Here is a 16,368-nt window from a genome sequence, read left to right as displayed (position 1 = left end):
ACTTAATTGAAAATGATTATCAAAATCATTGACAGTTATTATCCATAAAAGTAGACTAAAAGAAAATGAGTTTGAAAGGGTTTCAAATCAATGCTGTTAAAAAGTTCAACATTCAAATGGTCTGGCATAATTGTTGCGGTTATCCTAATGCTGCTATTAATGTGTGCTAGTGTCATTTTTGGTTATACGGACACAAGCTGGAAAACGGCTGTCGATACTTATACGAATTACAATGGTTCAAATGAACAGATTATTATCCAAACAGTCAGGGTCCCGAGAGCATTAATCGCAGCAGCTGTAGGATCCAGTCTGGCAATTGCAGGGACGCTCATGCAAACCTTAACGAAAAACCCACTGGCCTCTCCTGGAATATTTGGAATCAATGCAGGGGCAGGCTTTGCTGTAGTAGCAGCAGTTACCCTATTCAAGGTAACCGATCTACAGACTTTTAACGGACTTGCCTTTTTGGGTGCGGCAGTTGCAGCATTTTGTGTGTATGGGGTTGGATCCTTTGGAAGGGAAGGGCTGACTCCTATGAAGCTTACTCTTGCTGGAGCAGCTATCGCTGCTATGTTTTCTTCTTTTACGCAAGGCTTACTCGTCATCAATGAAGCTGCACTTGAGCAGGTATTGTTTTGGCTGGCCGGTTCGGTTCAAGGAAGAAAGCTTGAAACTTTAAGCGCCGTGTTACCATATATCGGAATTGGCTGGGTGGGGGCAATTTTAATTGCTGGCAAACTGAATATCCTGTCCATGGGGGAAGATGTTGCAAAAGGACTGGGCTTACATACAGGAATTGTTAAAATTACGATTGGTATCTTAGTTATTCTTTTAGCAGGGGGGGCTGTGGCAGTAGCCGGTCCTATTGGCTTTGTTGGGATTGTCATCCCACATATTACACGAACCATCGTCGGAATTGACCATCGTTGGGTAATCCCTCTATCGGGAATTCTTGGTGCAGTACTGTTACTTGCAGCAGATATCGCTGCTAGATATCTTTTAATGCCCTCAGAGGTACCTGTAGGGGTAATGACTGCGATTATTGGAACTCCATTCTTTATTTACATCGCAAGAAGGGGGTTCAATGGCAAATGAGCAATTATCATAACTTCCGTCCTTTTAAGGGCAAGATATCTTTTTTAATTGATCGAAAAGCGGCACTTTTGTACTTCATTTTGCTCCTTGTTACCTTCTTTGTTTTAGTATTTAGTACAGGAGCGGGGGACATGAAGATTAAGCCGCTAACTGTTGTAAAAGTATTATTTGGCGGCGGCCCGGAAATGGAGAAGCTCATTATCACCTCTTTCCGCTTACCCCGGATTATTGTTGCTTTATTAGTTGGGATGTCTTTAGCAGTGGCAGGAGGTATTCTCCAAGGAATGATTCGCAACCCATTAGCTTCTCCGGATGTTCTTGGAATAACAGGGGGAGCAGCTTTTGCCGTGGTTGGATTTTTAGCAGCATTTAGCGATAAAAATAATGCTTTAACCATAAGTATTGCGTGGTTACCATTAGCAGCTTTTCTAGGGGCCGGACTCGTTGCTTTTTTAGTTTATTTCCTTGCTTGGAAAAATGGTGTTTCACCAATAAGGCTGGTATTGATTGGGATAGGGATATCAACCTTAATGCAGGCATTAACAACATTAATGATGATTATGGGACCCATCTATCAAGCGAGCCAGGCGAATATCTGGATTACCGGTACAGTCTATGGATCCAATTGGAAAAACGTTATGACACTATTGCCTTGGACCATTATTTTCCTACTCATAGCCTTCATTTCAGCGCGGTCAATTAATATTCAGGAGCTTGGTGATGAGGTGACAACTGGACTAGGCGGAAAGGTCCAAAAACAGCGGTTCTTGCTATTACTGATTAGTACAGCATTGATTGGCAGTTCAGTCGCCTTTGCTGGAGGAATTGGTTTTGTCGGATTAATGGCACCCCACATGGCAAGGAGATTAGTCGGCTCCTCATTTGGGGCATTACTTCCCATCTCTGCGTTATTGGGTGGAATCCTTATTATGGTGGCCGATTTAATCGGAAGGACCTTGTTTTCGCCATTAGAGGTGCCTGCCGGAGTGTTTACTGCAGGGATCGGAGCACCCTATTTTATTTACCTTCTTTTTAAAACGAGAGGTGCATAAAAGTCCATCGTGCTGGGGCAGCGCTACCGAAGCTAATCAAAAAGGAGTTGGCATCATGAGGAATGCAATTGAAACGCAAAGTTTATCTCTTGCATATGGGGAAAATCTCATTATTAAAGAACTGGATTTAGAGATTCCAAAGGGTGAGATTACCGTTTTTATCGGTGGGAACGGCTGCGGAAAGTCTACGCTTCTTCGTTCCATTGCCCGGCTCTTAAAACCGAAATCTGGCGGGATTTTACTGGAAGGGAAAACAATCGCAAAGCTTTCGACAAAAGAGATTGCTAAAAAGATGGCTATCCTGCCGCAATCGCCGTCAGCACCGGAAGGGCTTACTGTTCTTCAGCTAGTTAAACAAGGGCGTTATCCACACCAATCCTGGTTAAAACAGTGGACTGAAGAAGACGAAAAAAAGGTATATGAAGCGCTAATGGCAACTCGACTTGAACATTTGAAAGAAAGAGCAGTCGATTCTCTGTCAGGCGGACAAAGGCAGCGGGCCTGGATTGCCATGACATTGGCACAGGATACAGATATTATTTTATTGGATGAGCCTACTACTTACCTGGATATGACCCATCAAATTGAGATTCTTAATTTATTATTTGAATTAAATGAATTTAAAAATCGAACTGTTGTCATGGTGCTTCACGACCTTAATCTTGCCTGCCGGTTTGCCCATAATATTGTCGCAATTAAGGATCAAAAGGTTTATGCCCAAGGGGCACCTGAGCATGTGATCAGTGGTCAGTTAGTGAAACAGGTATTTGATATGGAATGTGAGATAACCGTGGATCCATTATTTGGTACACCACTCTGTATTCCTTATGGAAAAGGACGACGAATCCTTGATAAGGTGGTTGTGATGAATGGCTGACAAGTTAACAGATATAGAACGGATTCAACTACAACAATCTAACTTGCCACACTCATTTCTTATTAACGATTTGTTGGATGACACATTTCTCAGGGAATTTTTTAAAAAATTTGCACATGCAATCGGAGCGCCAAATGAAAAGGCTGCTGCATCCATGTTAAGTAAACGGTATGCTTTTATTGCTGTTTTATCTCTTTATGCGATGTCAAAATGGAATAAACAACTGAATATGTCATTAAATAAAGGATGCAACAGTTAACGGAGATTTTACTTACTTACTATTTTGAAGCAGAAGGATCCATCTTCGGCACTTACAGTCTCAATCCATTACAAAGATACTTTGGGGATCCTGCGAATATGATAAACTATAACAATGAAGTACGGATGAGGAGTACTTGTTGTTTTTCATATTAGTTAAAGGCAGGAAATCGATGCAAAACTTGTCCATGCACGTAAAAAACCCAGAATGGAAGGTGTCAGGATGAAAAAGGAATTTACTGCTCAGTTCGAAGCATTACTCGAAAAATACAGTGAGCTTTTAGTTGGTGAAAGTACGGAAGAGACGAAAGAAAAGGTAAAGGCGTGGGCCTTATATACCCATATTGCTAAGTCTATGCCAGCCTTAGCCAAGCACTGGAACGAACTCTATCCTGATGGAAAAGAAGAAATGAAGCAGATTAGTTATGAAATAAAGCAGTTGAATGAGCAGCATCGAAAAGCGAATAAATAAAAAAACGGCCATGTATGAAACATGGCCGATTCTCTTACAATTGATCGTCAGAGCCAGATTGGTTGCTGTCTGTAGGCTTGTAAGTTTGGCTGGAAGCAGATTGTTGTGCACGGTTATTAATATCTGTCATGTCATTTTCTTCACCAAATTCTGTGGCGTAATTCGGTTTACCATAGTTCTGTTGAGTAGTATTTGCTTGGGTATCTCCGATCCGAGCAAATAATAATGGGATACAAACAAGTCCGGACAGTCCGACAAGGCTATAAATGATTCTAGATAAGGCTGAGTCCTGCCCGCCAAAAAGAGCAGCTACTAAATCAAATTGGAATAAACCAATCAGACCCCAGTTAATGGCCCCAATAATGACTAAAACCAAAGCAATCCGTGATAAGGTTCGCATGAATTTCACCTCCTGAATCGTAATGGAAGATATCGATACTAGCATGTGTAAAAAAATAAATATCATTCAGGTGTAGAAAAAGAAAACAGGCTGAATTTCAGCCTGTAAAAAAACATAAGATTTTTGAATATACTTTGAGAATTGTCCAGCTCCAGCGCCTAGGGGCTCTTAGGTCTAAGCCAAGCCGTCAAGAAGGCTATAGTGCAGCCTTCTCGCCGGCTTGTCTAGCCTGTCGCCCCTGTTCAAGGCGCTTCCGCTTATCTTTTAAATTGACTATTCTGGCTGTTTTGCTTGTCAACTTGTTGTTCTTCATTACCTGGACCGCCATTGCCTTTTACACTAGCGGCACTTACACCGGCTTTGGAAGGGTTCTTTTTCATTTTCGCCATACTTATCACCTCGTGATTAGGATGCCCATCCCGTTCCATTTATGCAGGTAAAAAATATGTTCAAAAAATTTTTGAAATTCCGCATTTATCGATTGCACAAATTTTCAAAATATTTTATATTAGTTAGTAGCAAGACTCATTTAACCGTTCATTTTTTTTTGTAATAAAAATGAATGAGTATTCATTCAAAGCCTGAAGGGGGAGACAATGTTGAACCATTTAATAAAAAAAGCTGCAGTCCTCGGATCCGGGGTGATGGGCTCAGGTATTGCTGCTCACTTAGCCAATATCGGCATCCCGACACTATTACTGGACATTGTGCCGCGTGAATTATCAAAAGAAGAGGCAGCAAAAGGATTAACCTTAGCCGACAAACAAGTCCGCAACCGGATTAGCTCACAAAATATCCAAAAATTATTGAAGCAAAAGCCTGCACCATTAACCTCCAAAAAGAATCTCGCCCTGATTGAAGCAGGTAACCTCGAAGATGATCTCATTAAACTGAAGGACGTTGACTGGATCATTGAAGTCGTTGTCGAGAACCTCAACGTAAAAAAACAAGTCTTTGAAAAAGTGGACCAATATCGTAAACCTGGCAGCATTGTCAGTTCCAATACCTCAGGAATATCAGTTGAAGCCATGGTGGAGGGGCGATCAGATGATTTTAAAAAGCATTTCCTTGGAACACACTTCTTTAATCCACCGCGCTACCTAAAATTACTCGAAGTCATCCCAACACAATATACGTCAGCGGAAGTACTTTCATTCATGAAAACTTTTGGAGAGGATGTATTAGGAAAAGGGGTTGTCATTGCTAAGGATACCCCAAACTTTATCGCTAACCGTATCGGTACCTATGGTCTTCTTATAACAGTTAGAGAAATGTTAAAAGCTGGTCTTAGTGTCGGTGAAGTCGATTCGATCACTGGTCCATTAATCGGCAGGGCCAAGAGTGCGACCTTCCGAACACTTGATGTGGTTGGATTAGACACATTTTATCATGTCGCTAATAATGTGTACGAACAGGTCGAGGGTCCAGAAAAAGAGATATTTGAAATTCCCGCCTTCCTCAAATCAATGGTTGAAAAAGGCTGGCTAGGAAGCAAGTCGGGTCAAGGTTTCTTTTTGAAAATAGGAAAAGACATTTTGGAGTTAGATCCTAATACATTAGAATATGGACCACGTAAAAAATTAGCAACGCCAGCGGTAGAATTAGTTAGTCAGGAAAAAGGCACAGCCAATAAATTGAAAGCGCTTGTATATGCGAACGATAAGGCTGGTCAATTTTTATGGAAGACTTTTACGGAGTCATTCATTTACTCTGCTCAATTATTAGGGACTATTGCAGATGATATTGTCGCCATCGACCGTGCGATGAAATGGGGCTTTGGCTGGGAATTGGGACCGTTTGAAGCTTGGGATGCGATTGGGTTGGAAACATCAGTGCAAAAACTGAAAAGTTTAGGTGTTGAGGTACCTACTTGGGTTACTGAAATGCTTGAGAAAGGATATTCATCTTTTTATTTAGAAGAAAACGGCGAGCAATTTTACTATCATAACGGTCAATACCGGCTTGTTGAAACGAACCCTAAGGTAATTGACCTTCAAAAAATAAAAAAACAAATTGGCGTCATTAAAAAGAACAGCGGCGCAAGTCTGATTGATATTGGTGATGGTGTTGCTCTACTAGAGTTCCACTCACCAAACAACGCAATCGGACTCGATATTGTCCAAATGATTAACCACGCTGTCGATGAGGTTGAGAAAAATTATAAAGGTCTGGTCATCGGCAACCAGGGGAAAAACTTCTGTGTTGGGGCAAATCTCGCGATGATGTTAATGGAAGTACAGGATGACAATATTGATGAATTAGATTTGATTGTCCGCCATCTTCATCGTGCCTTGTTAAAAGTGAAGTACAGCTCTAAGCCGGTTGTCGCTGCACCATTTGGCATGACACTTGGTGGCGGTGCGGAGGTTTGTCTGCCTGCAACTCATATCCAAGCTTCCTCTGAAACCTATATGGGGCTTGTCGAAGTGGGTGTTGGTCTGCTCCCAGGCGGCGGTGGAAACAAAGAACTTTACATGAAGCACTTAGCGAACCTGCCAAATGGAGTTCCAATTGATTTGCAAAATGTGGCCAATAAGGTGTTCGAAACGATTGCCATGGCGAAAGTTTCCACCTCTGCTGAAGAAGCAAGGGAAACTAATTTCTTAAGTGCTTCAGACGGAATTAGCTTTAATAGTGATCATCTCCTTTACGATGCCAAACAGACCGTGCTTTCCTTACATGAAAAAGGATATAAACCAAGAATTCGCAGGAAGGTTCCAGTCGTAGGAGAAACGGGCTATGCGACTCTTTTGCTCGGAGCAGAAGCCATGCGGCTATCCGGTTATATCTCAGAGCATGATGTAAAAATTGCCAAAAGAATCGCATATGTGATTGCTGGTGGTCGAGTCCCATTTGGTACCGAAGTCGATGAACAGTATTTATTAGATTTAGAACGAGAGGCATTCTTAAGCCTGATTGTCGAACCAAAATCGCAGCAGCGAATGCAGCATATGCTTGTTAAAGGAAAACCGTTAAGAAACTAAGATAACTAGATTTAGAGAAAGTGAGGGAAATCGAATGAGAGAAGCCGTGATTGTGGCCGGGGCTAGGACTCCGGTTGGTAAGGCAAAGAAAGGATCGCTTGCCCATGTACGTCCGGATGATTTAGGGGCATTGGTCGTAAAAGAAACCCTAAAGCGTGCCGGCATTTATGAAGGAAATATCGATGATTTAATCATGGGCTGTGCGATGCCGGAAGCGGAGCAAGGAAACAACATGGCCCGCAATATTGGAGCTTTAGCAGGTCTTCCCTATACTGTCCCAGCGATTACGATTAATCGTTTCTGTTCATCCGGATTACAGGCAATCGCTTATGCGGCACAAGGAATTATGCTTGGATCTACTGATACAGCCATCGCGGGTGGAGCCGAATCAATGAGCATGATTCCGATGATGGGGCATGTAGTCCGTCCGAATATTAAACTCGCGGAGACCGCTCCGCAATACTATATGGGAATGGGGCATACAGCTGAACAGGTCGCTCAAAAATATGGCATTAGCCGCGCGGACCAAGACGCCTTTGCCGTAAGAAGCCATCAGAAAGCCGCAAAAGCCCTCGCAGAGGGAAAATTTGTAGATGAAATTGTTCCCGTCGATGTAACCGTTCGGACGGTTGGAAATGACCAAAAACTAGTTGAAAAAACGTTTTCCTTTTCTATGGACGAAGGAGTTCGCCCAGATACCAATCTAGAGACACTCGCGAAGCTTCGGCCAGCTTTTTCCGTTACTGGTTCTGTAACTGCTGGTAATGCCTCCCAAACAAGTGACGGAGCGGCAGCCTTAATGCTGATGGACCGAGAAAAAGCACAAGCACTCGGATTGAAGCCACTAGCGAAATTCCGCTCGTTTGCGGTTGGGGGTGTCCCGCCAGAAATCATGGGTGTCGGGCCGGTTGTCGCCATTCCACAAGCGGTTAAGCTGGCAGGTCTGGAGTTATCGGATATTAACTTATTTGAATTAAATGAAGCCTTTGCCTCTCAATCCCTGCAAGTTATCCGGGAACTGGGGTTAAATGAAGAAATTGTCAACGTCAATGGCGGTGCGATTGCCCTTGGACATCCGCTTGGCTGTACAGGCGCAAAACTAACGCTCTCGTTAATTCACGAATTAAAACGCCGCAACGAACAATTTGGCGTTGTGACCATGTGTATTGGCGGCGGAATGGGCGCAGCCGGAGTATTTGAATTATTAGCATAAAAGGAGGAATTTTTAATGGCAGATACGAAGAAAGTTGTCAAAGGCGGAAGCTTTTTAATTGAGGATCCTTCCTATCAGGATATTTTTACCCCGGAGGATTTTAACGACGAGCACTTAATGATTGCCCAGACCGCTTCAGACTTTGTCGAAAAAGAAGTCGTCCCGCAGCTTGAGCATTTAGAAAACCATGAATTTGATCGGACGGTCAAACTGTTAAAGAAAATGGGTGAGCTGGGTCTGTTAGCGGTTGATGTTCCCGAAGAATTTGAAGGACTTGGTTTAGATAAAATCACCTCGTCACTGATTACCGAAAAAATGGCGGGTGCCGGCGGATTTTCCCTTTCCTATGGAGCGCACGTCGGGATTGGCTCCCTGCCAATCGTCTTATTTGGTAATGATGAGCAGAAGAATAAATATCTACCTGCCCTTGCCTCTGGCGAAAAAATTGCCGCTTATGCTTTAACCGAGCCTGGGTCCGGTTCAGATGCCCTTGGCGCTAGAACAACTGCCAAACTAAATGCAGCAGGTACTCATTATATCCTAAATGGTGAAAAGCAATGGATTACCAATGCTGGTTTTGCCGATGTATTCGTGGTGTACGCGAAAATCGATGGAGAGCATTTTTCCACTTTTATTGTGGAACGGGATTTCCCAGGTGTGTCCACTGGTGCGGAAGAAAAGAAAATGGGAATTAAGAGCTCTTCGACTCGGACGTTGATTTTAGAAGATGTGCCAGTTCCGGTTGAAAATCTCCTAGGTGAGTATGGGAAAGGGCATGTGATTGCCTTTAATATCTTAAACATTGGCCGTTATAAATTGGCAGTCGGCGCTGTCGGCGGTTCGAAGAAAGCTTTTGATATGACCGTTAAATACGCCAATGGTCGTAAACAATTTAAAACCGCGATATCCCAATTCAATTTAACCAAAGAAAAGTTCGGAACGTTGGCATCGAAAATCTATGCGGCGGAAAGTTCTGTTTACCGTACCATTGGTTTATATGAAGAAAACCAAGGAAAGCTGTCCACTGAAGATGCAAAAGATCTAAAAAAGGTGGCCAGTGCGATCGCAGAGTATGCCATTGAATGCTCGGTGAACAAATTCTTTGCAAGCGAAGTATTATCCTATGTCGTTGATGAAGGGGTACAAATCCATGGCGGTTATGGTTTCATGCAAGAGTATCCAATTGAAAGAGCCTATCGGGATTCCCGGATTAATCGAATTTTTGAAGGAACCAATGAAATTAACCGGCTCTTAGTGCCAGGCACCCTTGTGAAAAAAGCAATAAAAGGTGAGCTGCCACTCTTCCAAAAAGCATTAGCACTACAAGAGGAATTAATGATGTTAATGCCAGAAGAGCCTGGTGACGAGCCATTAGCACAAGAAAAATACCTCGTCAGAAATGCGAAAAAGATTGCTTTATTGGCTTCCGGCTTGGCGGCGCAGAAATTCGGTAAGGCATTAGAAAGAGAACAAGAAATTTTAGCAAATATTGCGGACATTATTTCCAACGTCTATGCCATGGAATCCGTTGTGCTTCGCACTGAAAAGGCGATTACCAAAGACGGCTTAGATAAGAACAAACAGAAGCTTCTTTATACCCAAATCTTCTGTCAAGAAGCCTTTAACGAAATCGAAGCATCCGCTAAAGAATCGCTTGTTGCGATTGAAGAAGGCGATACACTGCGTATGATGTTAACGTCCCTTCGCAAATTTACACGCCATCAGCCAATCAATGTGATTGCGAAAAAACGTGAAGCAGCTGATGTCTTAATTGAAGAAGAACGCTATACCGTCTAAATAAAGGAGCCCTGTCATTTGATGGGGCTCTATTATATTTTTTTAAAGTGAAGGAAATAATTCAAAAGGTGTCGAATTTACCTGATGAAAGGACAGTCCATTAGGATTTTCGAAGGCCTTATGATAAAATTTTTATGAATGAATGTTTGGGTGGTGAAAATCTTGGCTTTAACATTTTATTGGTATCCAAAATGCGGTACCTGCCGAAACGCGAAAAAATGGCTAGATGCACATCATCTTTCCTATGAAGAAGTACATATTGTCGAGCAGCCCCCTTCACGAGAACAACTACAGGAGCTATACCAAAAAAGCGGCTTAGAATTAAAGCGATTTTTTAATACCAGTGGTTTAAAATACCGTGAATTAGGGATAAAAGATAAAATCAACACAGCATCAGAGGATGAACTGCTCGATTTGCTGGCATCTGATGGGATGTTAGTCAAAAGGCCGATCTTGACGGATGGAGAGCGTGTTACTGTCGGCTTTAAAGAAGAAGAGTTTGAAAAAACTTGGCTCTAGCTTCTAATTTATGCAAATTGGAGGGATGTTTCAAATGAGTACACCAAAAGATTTACGTTATTCTGAAGAACATGAATGGGTGAAGGTAGAAGGCGAAAAAGTCCGCGTCGGGATTACTAAATTTGCCCAGCATGAACTAGGCGATATTGTTTTCGTTGAACTTCCAGAAGTAGGCGCAGAAGTAACTGCTAACGAACCATTTGGCAGTGTTGAATCTGTAAAAACCGTATCAGAACTATATGCACCAGTAAGCGGTAAAGTAGTAGAAATCAACGAAGAATTAAGTGACAGCCCTGAGTTTGTCAACGAGTCACCATATGAAAAAGCATGGATGATTGTCATTGAGCCTTCTAATTTAAGTGAAGTTGATAACTTAATGACGTCTGAACAATACGATGAAATGATAAAAGAAGACTAATTTGTTGTGTAAAGCACCTAGATTATGGGTGCTTTTTCACTTATATTTCCACTCTTTTTCTGAGCCCTGTCTGGGAAGACTAATGCTAAACAAATTGAAGAGGGTGGATGTAATGACGTTAAAACAGCAAAAGATTGATGTAACAGATCGTGTGGTTGGCAAGTTAAAAAATGGTCAAATCGAACTCTTCCTTGAAAATACATCGATTGGAAAAATAAAACTTTCTGATCAGATGCAAGTCGAATTGGATCATCATTTCGAGGCAGAACAACAAAAAATCTATCAGAATGTGACCGTTTCTGAACAGCCGAATGCTAAATATACCGATTGTGATGATGGTGGATGGTGTTAATATTTTTCGAGCAAAAACCTATTTCTAAGTGGACAAACATGATATAGTTAATTTACTAACAAGAAGTTCACTAAATCAATATTTTAGAATATGTTAACATAAACAACTTTATATTACAGGTGATGGGATATGAATGATACGTATGTTGACAAAGTTCTTATTGTCGAAGGTAAATCCGATAAAATGAAGGTTAAGAGTATAGTGAAGGAACCTGTGGAGATCATTTGTACAAATGGAACGATTAGTCATTCGAAGCTAGAGGAATTAATTGATTTTCTTGAGGATAAGGATGTATATATCCTGGTGGATGCAGATGATTCAGGTGAGAAGCTTCGAAAACAATTTAAACGTGAATTTCCTCAGGCCGAGCACTTATATATTGATCGGATGTATCGAGAGGTTGCGACTGCGCCCGACCACCACCTGGCAACGGTTCTGTTAGGGGCCAACATTGATGTCCATGCCGAGTATTTAGAAATGAGTTAATGTGTAATGAATGAATGGAATCGAACTGATCTGGCTGATTTCCTTGATCGTAAGGAAATTGGTTTGTTATATTTTTATACTCCTCTATGTGGTACCTGTCAGGTTGCATCGAGAATGCTGCAGATTGTTGAGGAACTAGTAGAGGTTGAAACAGGGAAAATGAACCTGAATTTTTATCCGGATTTGGCTAAGAATTTTGCGGTGGAAAGTGTACCTTTCCTGTTAATTATTCGTAACGGCGAGGTTCAGGAGGCCATTTATGCGTTTCATTCGGTCCCGTTTTTGCTTGATAAAATTAAATCTTATCTTGGATGAGCAGATGCGTTGAGGCGCATCTGTTTTTTTTGTGGGAATTTAAAAAATAGCCAGACTGGTTAAAATAAAGGTAAATATTGCTCGTTTCAGGAGAAAGAGAACTGTAACTGTCAAAATAAAAAAGTATAATGCCTGTTTTGGAAATAAGAACCCGGAAGCGGTCAAAATAAAAAAGTATAATGCCTGTTTTGAGAAATAAGAACCCGGAAGCGGTCAAATAAAAAAGTATAATGCCTGTTTTGAGAAATAAGAACCCGGAAGCGGTCAAAATAAAAAAGTATAATGCCTGTTTCGGGGAAAAAGAGCCCAGAGCGGTCAAAATGAAAAAGTATAATGCCTGTTTCGGAAAAAAAGAGCCCAGAGCGGTCAAAATAAAAAAGTATAATGCCTGTTTCGGGAAAAAAGAGCCCAGAGCGGTCAAAATAAAAAAGTATAATGCCCGTTTCAGGAGAAAGAAAGCAGGAGCGGTCAAAATAAAAATATATAATGCCCGTTTTAGGAAAAAAAGAGTCATAACGGTCAAAATAAAATTAGAATAGGTTTTAACAAAAAAATGAGAGCCACCTTGGTTCCAAACCAAAATGACCCTAAAACCATGTTATTCAAAAATTAGCCCCTTGGTCTTTCCTGTACAATTCAAGTTTTGTTTTAAAACTCTCCTTATTGTCTTCTTCGAATCAATTACCTCACACCACTCATACACCAAATTAGTCGTAATCTTCTCATTTGGATAAAGCAACCTAATCTCCTCCACCATCCTTAACACCGCAGCATCAAGCCCCTCAAGATGACCGCACACCTCACATTGTAAATGTCTACCACAAAACGAAACATGAAAGGAGCCGCAAACACCACAAATAAACCCCTTCTTTACCTTATCAATCGTATACCTAGTATACTTTTCATAAGGAGATTCAATTCGATGCATGGATACCAATTGTTCAGCAAGCCCCTTATGGCGTCCGGTTAAAGTGGATGATTTCCTATTTAATTTCTTCATAAAATCAGGAAGCTGATTAGGATAAATAATGGGTTTATTCAAGGGGGATTGATAAAGGTGAAATCTGGGGTTAATAAAAATAACAAAACCTTCAATCGTCACGCGAACACCAAGACTTTGGAATAGCTGCCGCAACAGAGATTGACACCGTTCCAATTGTAATAGAGGATTCTTAATTTCCTTTTTCGAGGCAAGCGAGCGAAAAATGCCATTCTCATAATAAAAATCTCCTTCAAAATTTTTCACTTCGAACAAATAAAGTAGATCTTGAGTGATCATCAATGTATCAATTTGAAACTTATTGCCATTCAAATCTAGGAACAAATCGTCACATTTAAGTGTTTCTGTCAACGAATCAAACATCACTTCCCCTTCATAACCTTTTGCCAGATTATGAAAACGCTGCTTATCAGTTTCTATTAAATCTGCACGCACATCTAATGACCTTAATAGTTTTAATTCCAGTGACTCAGTTCGTTCTTTAAAAATCATATGCCACATCCTTTCTTCAACCTATCTTCATTTTATAAAAAATTTCCCGACCAATAATTGAAAAATTTCTAACAATTCGAAGCAGCTCCACAATCTTCTAAAAGAACCGACATATTTCTCAGGGAATTGTCGACCGATTATCAAAGGAATCCCGGCTAACATGATGAATTAGTTAGCTAATACGCCCAAAGACCGGAGTGATTAATATGAAAGAATTGGCAGAAAAATTCATTGAAACTTTCACATTACAGGCCCATGTTCTCGGCTTAATTAAACATGCAGACATAAAAGTCAAATTTAGTTGTGGTTTGGAATCCGCCATAATTGAAATCCAAAACGGCAAAATGTCCTTACTCAACAATCAAGATTCAATATGGTACGAAATCAAAGGGGATTGGACTGCGATGATGCAGCTTTTTGAAGGCACCGAACGCTTACGGGTACTCGAACACAAAGGGCATCTTACCGTATCTGCCTCATTAAGAACGACATTGTTGCTTGAATCAATATTCTTTTTAACAAAAGCACATAAGAATCTTGCTAAAGTTATTTAATCCAAGGGCTTGACTCGGAATTAAAACTCTAGTAATCTACAAGTACAGAAAAAATCGTTGACACCCTATTTTATCCGTGATACGATAACTTTTGTTGAAATAATAAATTTATTTAAATAATATAATTTTTCAAAAAATGAATATAGTAGCTGTATACTCTTATCAAGAGAGGTGGAGGGATGTGCCCGATGAAGCCCGGCAACCGTCAATTCAATTGAAATGGTGCCAATTCACACAAAGCGTTTGCTTTGGGAGATGGGAGAAAGGTTCGTTTTATAATACCTTTCTGCCATGTGTAGAAAGGTATTTTTATTTTTCTGAAATAATAGAATCCTTTTAATACATACAGTTAAACCTATATTCAACTAATGCAAAAAAGTAGGTGATGTCATGATTTCAATACAGAATGTTCGGAAAATCTTCCCGAGTAAAAAAGGTGCATTGAAGGCAGTGGATGATGTAAACCTTGAAATTCAAGAGGGAGAAATATTCGGTGTAATTGGTTATAGTGGTGCCGGAAAAAGTACATTAATCCGCATGTTAAATGGATTAGAACTTCCAACAGAAGGAAGTGTAACAGTTGCTGGTCGCGTAATATCCAAAATTAAAGGTGCTGAACTTCGAAAAGCCCGTCAAGAAATCAGCATGATATTCCAGCATTTTAACTTGCTGTGGTCGAGAACCGTCAGTCAAAATATCGCTTTCCCGCTAGAAATTGCTGGTGTCAATGGAGCGGAGCGAAAGAAACGAGTACAAGAGCTAATTAAACTCGTTGGTTTAGAAGGCAGGGAAAATGCCTATCCATCAGAATTGAGCGGCGGACAAAAGCAACGGGTTGGTATTGCAAGGGCTCTTGCGAATAATCCGAAAGTATTATTATGTGATGAAGCCACATCGGCACTTGACCCACAAACTACTGATTCGATCCTGGATTTATTGGTCGACATCAATAAGCGCCTGGGTCTAACGATTGTTTTAATTACGCATGAAATGCACGTGATTCGCAAAATCTGTCACCGCGTCGCTGTGATGGAAGGTGGAAGGGTCGTTGAACTTGGCAGCGTGCTTGATGTATTTAAAAATCCACAGCAGCCGATTACAAAGAGATTCGTTCAACAAGTTTCTGAAGAAGAAGATACAAAGGAAACGGTTGACCATTTGCTCGAACAGTATCAGTCAGGTCAAATTGTCCAATTAACCTTTATTGGTGAATCTGCGGAACAGCCAGTCATTACGAATTTAATTCGTCATCATCAAGTGACCGTCAATATTTTACAAGGGAAAATAGCGCAAACGCAAAATGGATCCTATGGAACCCTGTTCATTCATATTGATGGGGACGAAAAAGAAGTTAACGAAGCCGTTGATTTCATTCGCTCTCAAGCTGTAGGAGTGGAGGTGGTTACAAATGATTAAACAATATCTGCCAAATGTTGACTGGTTAATTATGTGGGAAGAAACCAAAAATACTCTATATATGACAGGTATTTCAGTGGTAGCAGTCTTTATTCTGGGTACCTTGCTGGGATTAATCCTATTTCTAACTTCCAAGGGGAACCTTTGGGAAAATAAGCCGATCAATGCCGTCATTAGTGCGGTAGTCAATGTTTTTCGTTCAATTCCATTTATTATACTGATAGTCCTATTAATTCCCCTCACCACGTTATTAGTAGGTTCGATGATTGGTGAGAATGCAGCATTACCTTCCCTCATAATTGGAGCCTCCCCGTTTTATGCAAGATTGGTGGAAATTGGTCTAAGGGAAATTGACAAAGGGGTTATTGAAGCAGCAAGAAGCATGGGTGCAACCACATGGACCATCATCTGGAAGGTGTTACTGCCTGAATCGATGCCTGCTTTAATTTCAGGGATTACGGTTACCGCAATTGCCACTGTTAGTTATACCGCGATGGCAGGTGCAATTGGTGCAGGTGGTCTAGGGAACCTTGCTTATAACTATGGGTTCCAACGAAACCAGAACGATGTGACCTTGATTGCGACTGTAATTATTTTACTTATTGTTTTTGTTATTCAGTTTATCGGTGATTTTATCACTTCAAAATTAGATAAAAGATAAAAGGAGA

20 protein-coding genes and 1 riboswitch are annotated in these 16,368 nt (G+C 40.9%); of the genes, 16 read left to right on the top strand and 4 right to left on the bottom strand.

From position 1 onward, the window contains the following. Positions 1 to 90: 90 nt before the first annotated feature. From JOC76_RS07080 to JOC76_RS07060, 5 genes are all read left to right on the top strand, one after another. Positions 91 to 1,095, top strand: coding sequence for a FecCD family ABC transporter permease (locus tag JOC76_RS07080; protein WP_205176891.1), 1,005 nt, complete (start codon positions 91 to 93; stop codon positions 1,093 to 1,095). Further along, complete coding sequence (locus JOC76_RS07075) at positions 1,092 to 2,147, top strand: FecCD family ABC transporter permease (protein WP_205176890.1); 1,056 nt, start codon at positions 1,092 to 1,094, stop codon at positions 2,145 to 2,147. The genes JOC76_RS07080 and JOC76_RS07075 overlap by 4 nt, the downstream gene beginning before the upstream one ends. Positions 2,148 to 2,202: 55 nt before the next feature. Continuing rightward, positions 2,203 to 3,024: an ABC transporter ATP-binding protein gene (locus JOC76_RS07070; protein ID WP_205176889.1), complete on the top strand. Its 822-nt coding sequence runs from the start codon at positions 2,203 to 2,205 to the stop codon at positions 3,022 to 3,024. Continuing rightward, the gene (locus JOC76_RS07065; protein ID WP_205176888.1) at positions 3,017 to 3,283 is read left to right on the top strand and encodes an RNA-binding protein; all 267 of its coding nucleotides are present in this window, start codon (positions 3,017 to 3,019) and stop codon (positions 3,281 to 3,283) included. The genes JOC76_RS07070 and JOC76_RS07065 overlap by 8 nt, the downstream gene beginning before the upstream one ends. Before the next feature lie 222 nt (positions 3,284 to 3,505). After that, positions 3,506 to 3,754: a DUF2573 family protein gene (locus tag JOC76_RS07060; RefSeq protein ID WP_205176887.1), complete on the top strand. Its 249-nt coding sequence runs from the start codon at positions 3,506 to 3,508 to the stop codon at positions 3,752 to 3,754. 34 nt (positions 3,755 to 3,788) lie between these two features. On the opposite strand, the gene JOC76_RS07055 is transcribed toward JOC76_RS07060, so the two are convergent. Further along, complete coding sequence (locus JOC76_RS07055) at positions 3,789 to 4,154, bottom strand: DUF378 domain-containing protein (protein ID WP_205176886.1); 366 nt, start codon at positions 4,152 to 4,154, stop codon at positions 3,789 to 3,791. A 257-nt stretch (positions 4,155 to 4,411) separates the two neighbouring features. Next, the gene (locus JOC76_RS07050; RefSeq protein ID WP_205177015.1) at positions 4,412 to 4,543 is read right to left on the bottom strand and encodes a YuzL family protein; all 132 of its coding nucleotides are present in this window, start codon (positions 4,541 to 4,543) and stop codon (positions 4,412 to 4,414) included. A 210-nt stretch (positions 4,544 to 4,753) separates the two neighbouring features. Here JOC76_RS07050 and JOC76_RS07045 point away from each other — a divergent pair, with 210 nt between their 5' ends. The 8 genes from JOC76_RS07045 to JOC76_RS07010 all read left to right on the top strand — a co-directional run bounded on the left by JOC76_RS07045 (position 4,754) and on the right by JOC76_RS07010 (position 12,238). Further along, on the top strand, positions 4,754 to 7,138 hold the full coding sequence (locus tag JOC76_RS07045) for a 3-hydroxyacyl-CoA dehydrogenase/enoyl-CoA hydratase family protein (protein ID WP_372441917.1): 2,385 nt from the start codon (positions 4,754 to 4,756) through the stop codon (positions 7,136 to 7,138). Positions 7,139 to 7,172: 34 nt separating this feature from the next. After that, positions 7,173 to 8,351 (top strand): acetyl-CoA C-acetyltransferase, encoded by a 1,179-nt coding sequence (locus JOC76_RS07040; RefSeq protein ID WP_205176884.1) that lies wholly within the window; start codon positions 7,173 to 7,175, stop codon positions 8,349 to 8,351. Positions 8,352 to 8,366: 15 nt separating this feature from the next. After that, complete coding sequence (locus JOC76_RS07035; protein WP_205176883.1) at positions 8,367 to 10,148, top strand: acyl-CoA dehydrogenase FadE; 1,782 nt, start codon at positions 8,367 to 8,369, stop codon at positions 10,146 to 10,148. A 162-nt stretch (positions 10,149 to 10,310) separates the two neighbouring features. Then, a complete protein-coding gene (locus JOC76_RS07030; RefSeq protein ID WP_205176882.1) occupies positions 10,311 to 10,667 on the top strand; it encodes an arsenate reductase family protein in 357 nt (118 codons plus the stop codon). Positions 10,668 to 10,701: 34 nt separating this feature from the next. Continuing rightward, entirely contained in the window at positions 10,702 to 11,085 is a 384-nt protein-coding gene (gene gcvH / locus JOC76_RS07025; protein ID WP_205176881.1) for a glycine cleavage system protein GcvH, read from the top strand. A 112-nt stretch (positions 11,086 to 11,197) separates the two neighbouring features. Continuing rightward, positions 11,198 to 11,437, top strand: a complete 240-nt coding sequence (locus tag JOC76_RS07020; protein WP_205176880.1) for a YusG family protein — start codon at positions 11,198 to 11,200, stop codon at positions 11,435 to 11,437. Positions 11,438 to 11,566: 129 nt separating this feature from the next. Then, the gene (locus JOC76_RS07015) at positions 11,567 to 11,923 is read left to right on the top strand and encodes a toprim domain-containing protein (RefSeq protein WP_205176879.1); all 357 of its coding nucleotides are present in this window, start codon (positions 11,567 to 11,569) and stop codon (positions 11,921 to 11,923) included. A gap of 6 nt (positions 11,924 to 11,929) precedes the next feature. Further along, complete coding sequence (locus JOC76_RS07010; RefSeq protein WP_205176878.1) at positions 11,930 to 12,238, top strand: thioredoxin family protein; 309 nt, start codon at positions 11,930 to 11,932, stop codon at positions 12,236 to 12,238. Here JOC76_RS07010 and JOC76_RS07005 read toward each other — a convergent pair. Both JOC76_RS07005 and JOC76_RS07000 read right to left on the bottom strand, forming a co-directional pair. After that, positions 12,219 to 12,818, bottom strand: coding sequence for a hypothetical protein (locus JOC76_RS07005; RefSeq protein ID WP_205176877.1), 600 nt, complete (start codon positions 12,816 to 12,818; stop codon positions 12,219 to 12,221). The two genes, JOC76_RS07010 and JOC76_RS07005, sit on opposite strands and share 20 nt — an antisense overlap. An 18-nt stretch (positions 12,819 to 12,836) precedes the next feature. Continuing rightward, positions 12,837 to 13,730: a nuclease-related domain-containing protein gene (locus JOC76_RS07000; RefSeq protein ID WP_205176876.1), complete on the bottom strand. Its 894-nt coding sequence runs from the start codon at positions 13,728 to 13,730 to the stop codon at positions 12,837 to 12,839. A 206-nt stretch (positions 13,731 to 13,936) separates the two neighbouring features. On the opposite strand from JOC76_RS07000, the gene JOC76_RS06995 reads away from it, so the two are divergent. The 3 genes from JOC76_RS06995 (at position 13,937) to JOC76_RS06985 (ending at position 16,361) form a co-directional block, all read left to right on the top strand. Then, positions 13,937 to 14,284, top strand: a complete 348-nt coding sequence (locus JOC76_RS06995) for a hypothetical protein (RefSeq protein WP_205176875.1) — start codon at positions 13,937 to 13,939, stop codon at positions 14,282 to 14,284. Between the two features lie 156 nt (positions 14,285 to 14,440). Continuing rightward, positions 14,441 to 14,546: riboswitch (SAM riboswitch) on the top strand. 128 nt (positions 14,547 to 14,674) lie between these two features. Continuing rightward, positions 14,675 to 15,700 (top strand): methionine ABC transporter ATP-binding protein, encoded by a 1,026-nt coding sequence (locus tag JOC76_RS06990; protein ID WP_205176874.1) that lies wholly within the window; start codon positions 14,675 to 14,677, stop codon positions 15,698 to 15,700. Next, positions 15,693 to 16,361: a methionine ABC transporter permease gene (locus JOC76_RS06985; RefSeq protein ID WP_205176873.1), complete on the top strand. Its 669-nt coding sequence runs from the start codon at positions 15,693 to 15,695 to the stop codon at positions 16,359 to 16,361. The genes JOC76_RS06990 and JOC76_RS06985 overlap by 8 nt, the downstream gene beginning before the upstream one ends. Positions 16,362 to 16,368: the final 7 nt, after the last annotated feature.

Origin of the sequence: Neobacillus cucumis (assembly GCF_016908975.1) — a bacterium.
In the GTDB taxonomy this organism is placed as follows: domain Bacteria; phylum Bacillota; class Bacilli; order Bacillales; family Cytobacillaceae; genus Neobacillus; species Neobacillus cucumis.
Note: the sequence above shows the minus strand (reverse complement) of the source record. Positions and strands in the feature narration are given on the sequence as shown.

What these genes read in the sequence shown, in the direction of transcription:
- JOC76_RS07020 (WP_205176880.1), top strand. Translation starts at nt 11,198, where the DNA reads ATGACGTTAAAACAGCAAAAGATTGATGTAACAGATCGTGTGGTTGGC.
- JOC76_RS07015 (WP_205176879.1), top strand. Translation starts at nt 11,567, where the DNA reads ATGAATGATACGTATGTTGACAAAGTTCTTATTGTCGAAGGTAAATCC.
- gcvH (WP_205176881.1), top strand. Translation starts at nt 10,702, where the DNA reads ATGAGTACACCAAAAGATTTACGTTATTCTGAAGAACATGAATGGGTG.
- JOC76_RS07065 (WP_205176888.1), top strand. Translation starts at nt 3,017, where the DNA reads ATGGCTGACAAGTTAACAGATATAGAACGGATTCAACTACAACAATCT.
- JOC76_RS07070 (WP_205176889.1), top strand. Translation starts at nt 2,203, where the DNA reads ATGAGGAATGCAATTGAAACGCAAAGTTTATCTCTTGCATATGGGGAA.
- JOC76_RS07060 (WP_205176887.1), top strand. Translation starts at nt 3,506, where the DNA reads ATGAAAAAGGAATTTACTGCTCAGTTCGAAGCATTACTCGAAAAATAC.
- JOC76_RS07010 (WP_205176878.1), top strand. Translation starts at nt 11,930, where the DNA reads ATGAATGAATGGAATCGAACTGATCTGGCTGATTTCCTTGATCGTAAG.
- JOC76_RS07075 (WP_205176890.1), top strand. Translation starts at nt 1,092, where the DNA reads ATGAGCAATTATCATAACTTCCGTCCTTTTAAGGGCAAGATATCTTTT.
- JOC76_RS06985 (WP_205176873.1), top strand. Translation starts at nt 15,693, where the DNA reads ATGATTAAACAATATCTGCCAAATGTTGACTGGTTAATTATGTGGGAA.
- JOC76_RS07040 (WP_205176884.1), top strand. Translation starts at nt 7,173, where the DNA reads ATGAGAGAAGCCGTGATTGTGGCCGGGGCTAGGACTCCGGTTGGTAAG.
- JOC76_RS07080 (WP_205176891.1), top strand. Translation starts at nt 91, where the DNA reads ATGCTGTTAAAAAGTTCAACATTCAAATGGTCTGGCATAATTGTTGCG.
- JOC76_RS07035 (WP_205176883.1), top strand. Translation starts at nt 8,367, where the DNA reads ATGGCAGATACGAAGAAAGTTGTCAAAGGCGGAAGCTTTTTAATTGAG.
- JOC76_RS07050 (WP_205177015.1), bottom strand. Translation starts at nt 4,543, where the DNA reads ATGGCGAAAATGAAAAAGAACCCTTCCAAAGCCGGTGTAAGTGCCGCT.
- JOC76_RS07000 (WP_205176876.1), bottom strand. Translation starts at nt 13,730, where the DNA reads ATGATTTTTAAAGAACGAACTGAGTCACTGGAATTAAAACTATTAAGG.
- JOC76_RS06990 (WP_205176874.1), top strand. Translation starts at nt 14,675, where the DNA reads ATGATTTCAATACAGAATGTTCGGAAAATCTTCCCGAGTAAAAAAGGT.
- JOC76_RS06995 (WP_205176875.1), top strand. Translation starts at nt 13,937, where the DNA reads ATGAAAGAATTGGCAGAAAAATTCATTGAAACTTTCACATTACAGGCC.
- JOC76_RS07055 (WP_205176886.1), bottom strand. Translation starts at nt 4,154, where the DNA reads ATGCGAACCTTATCACGGATTGCTTTGGTTTTAGTCATTATTGGGGCC.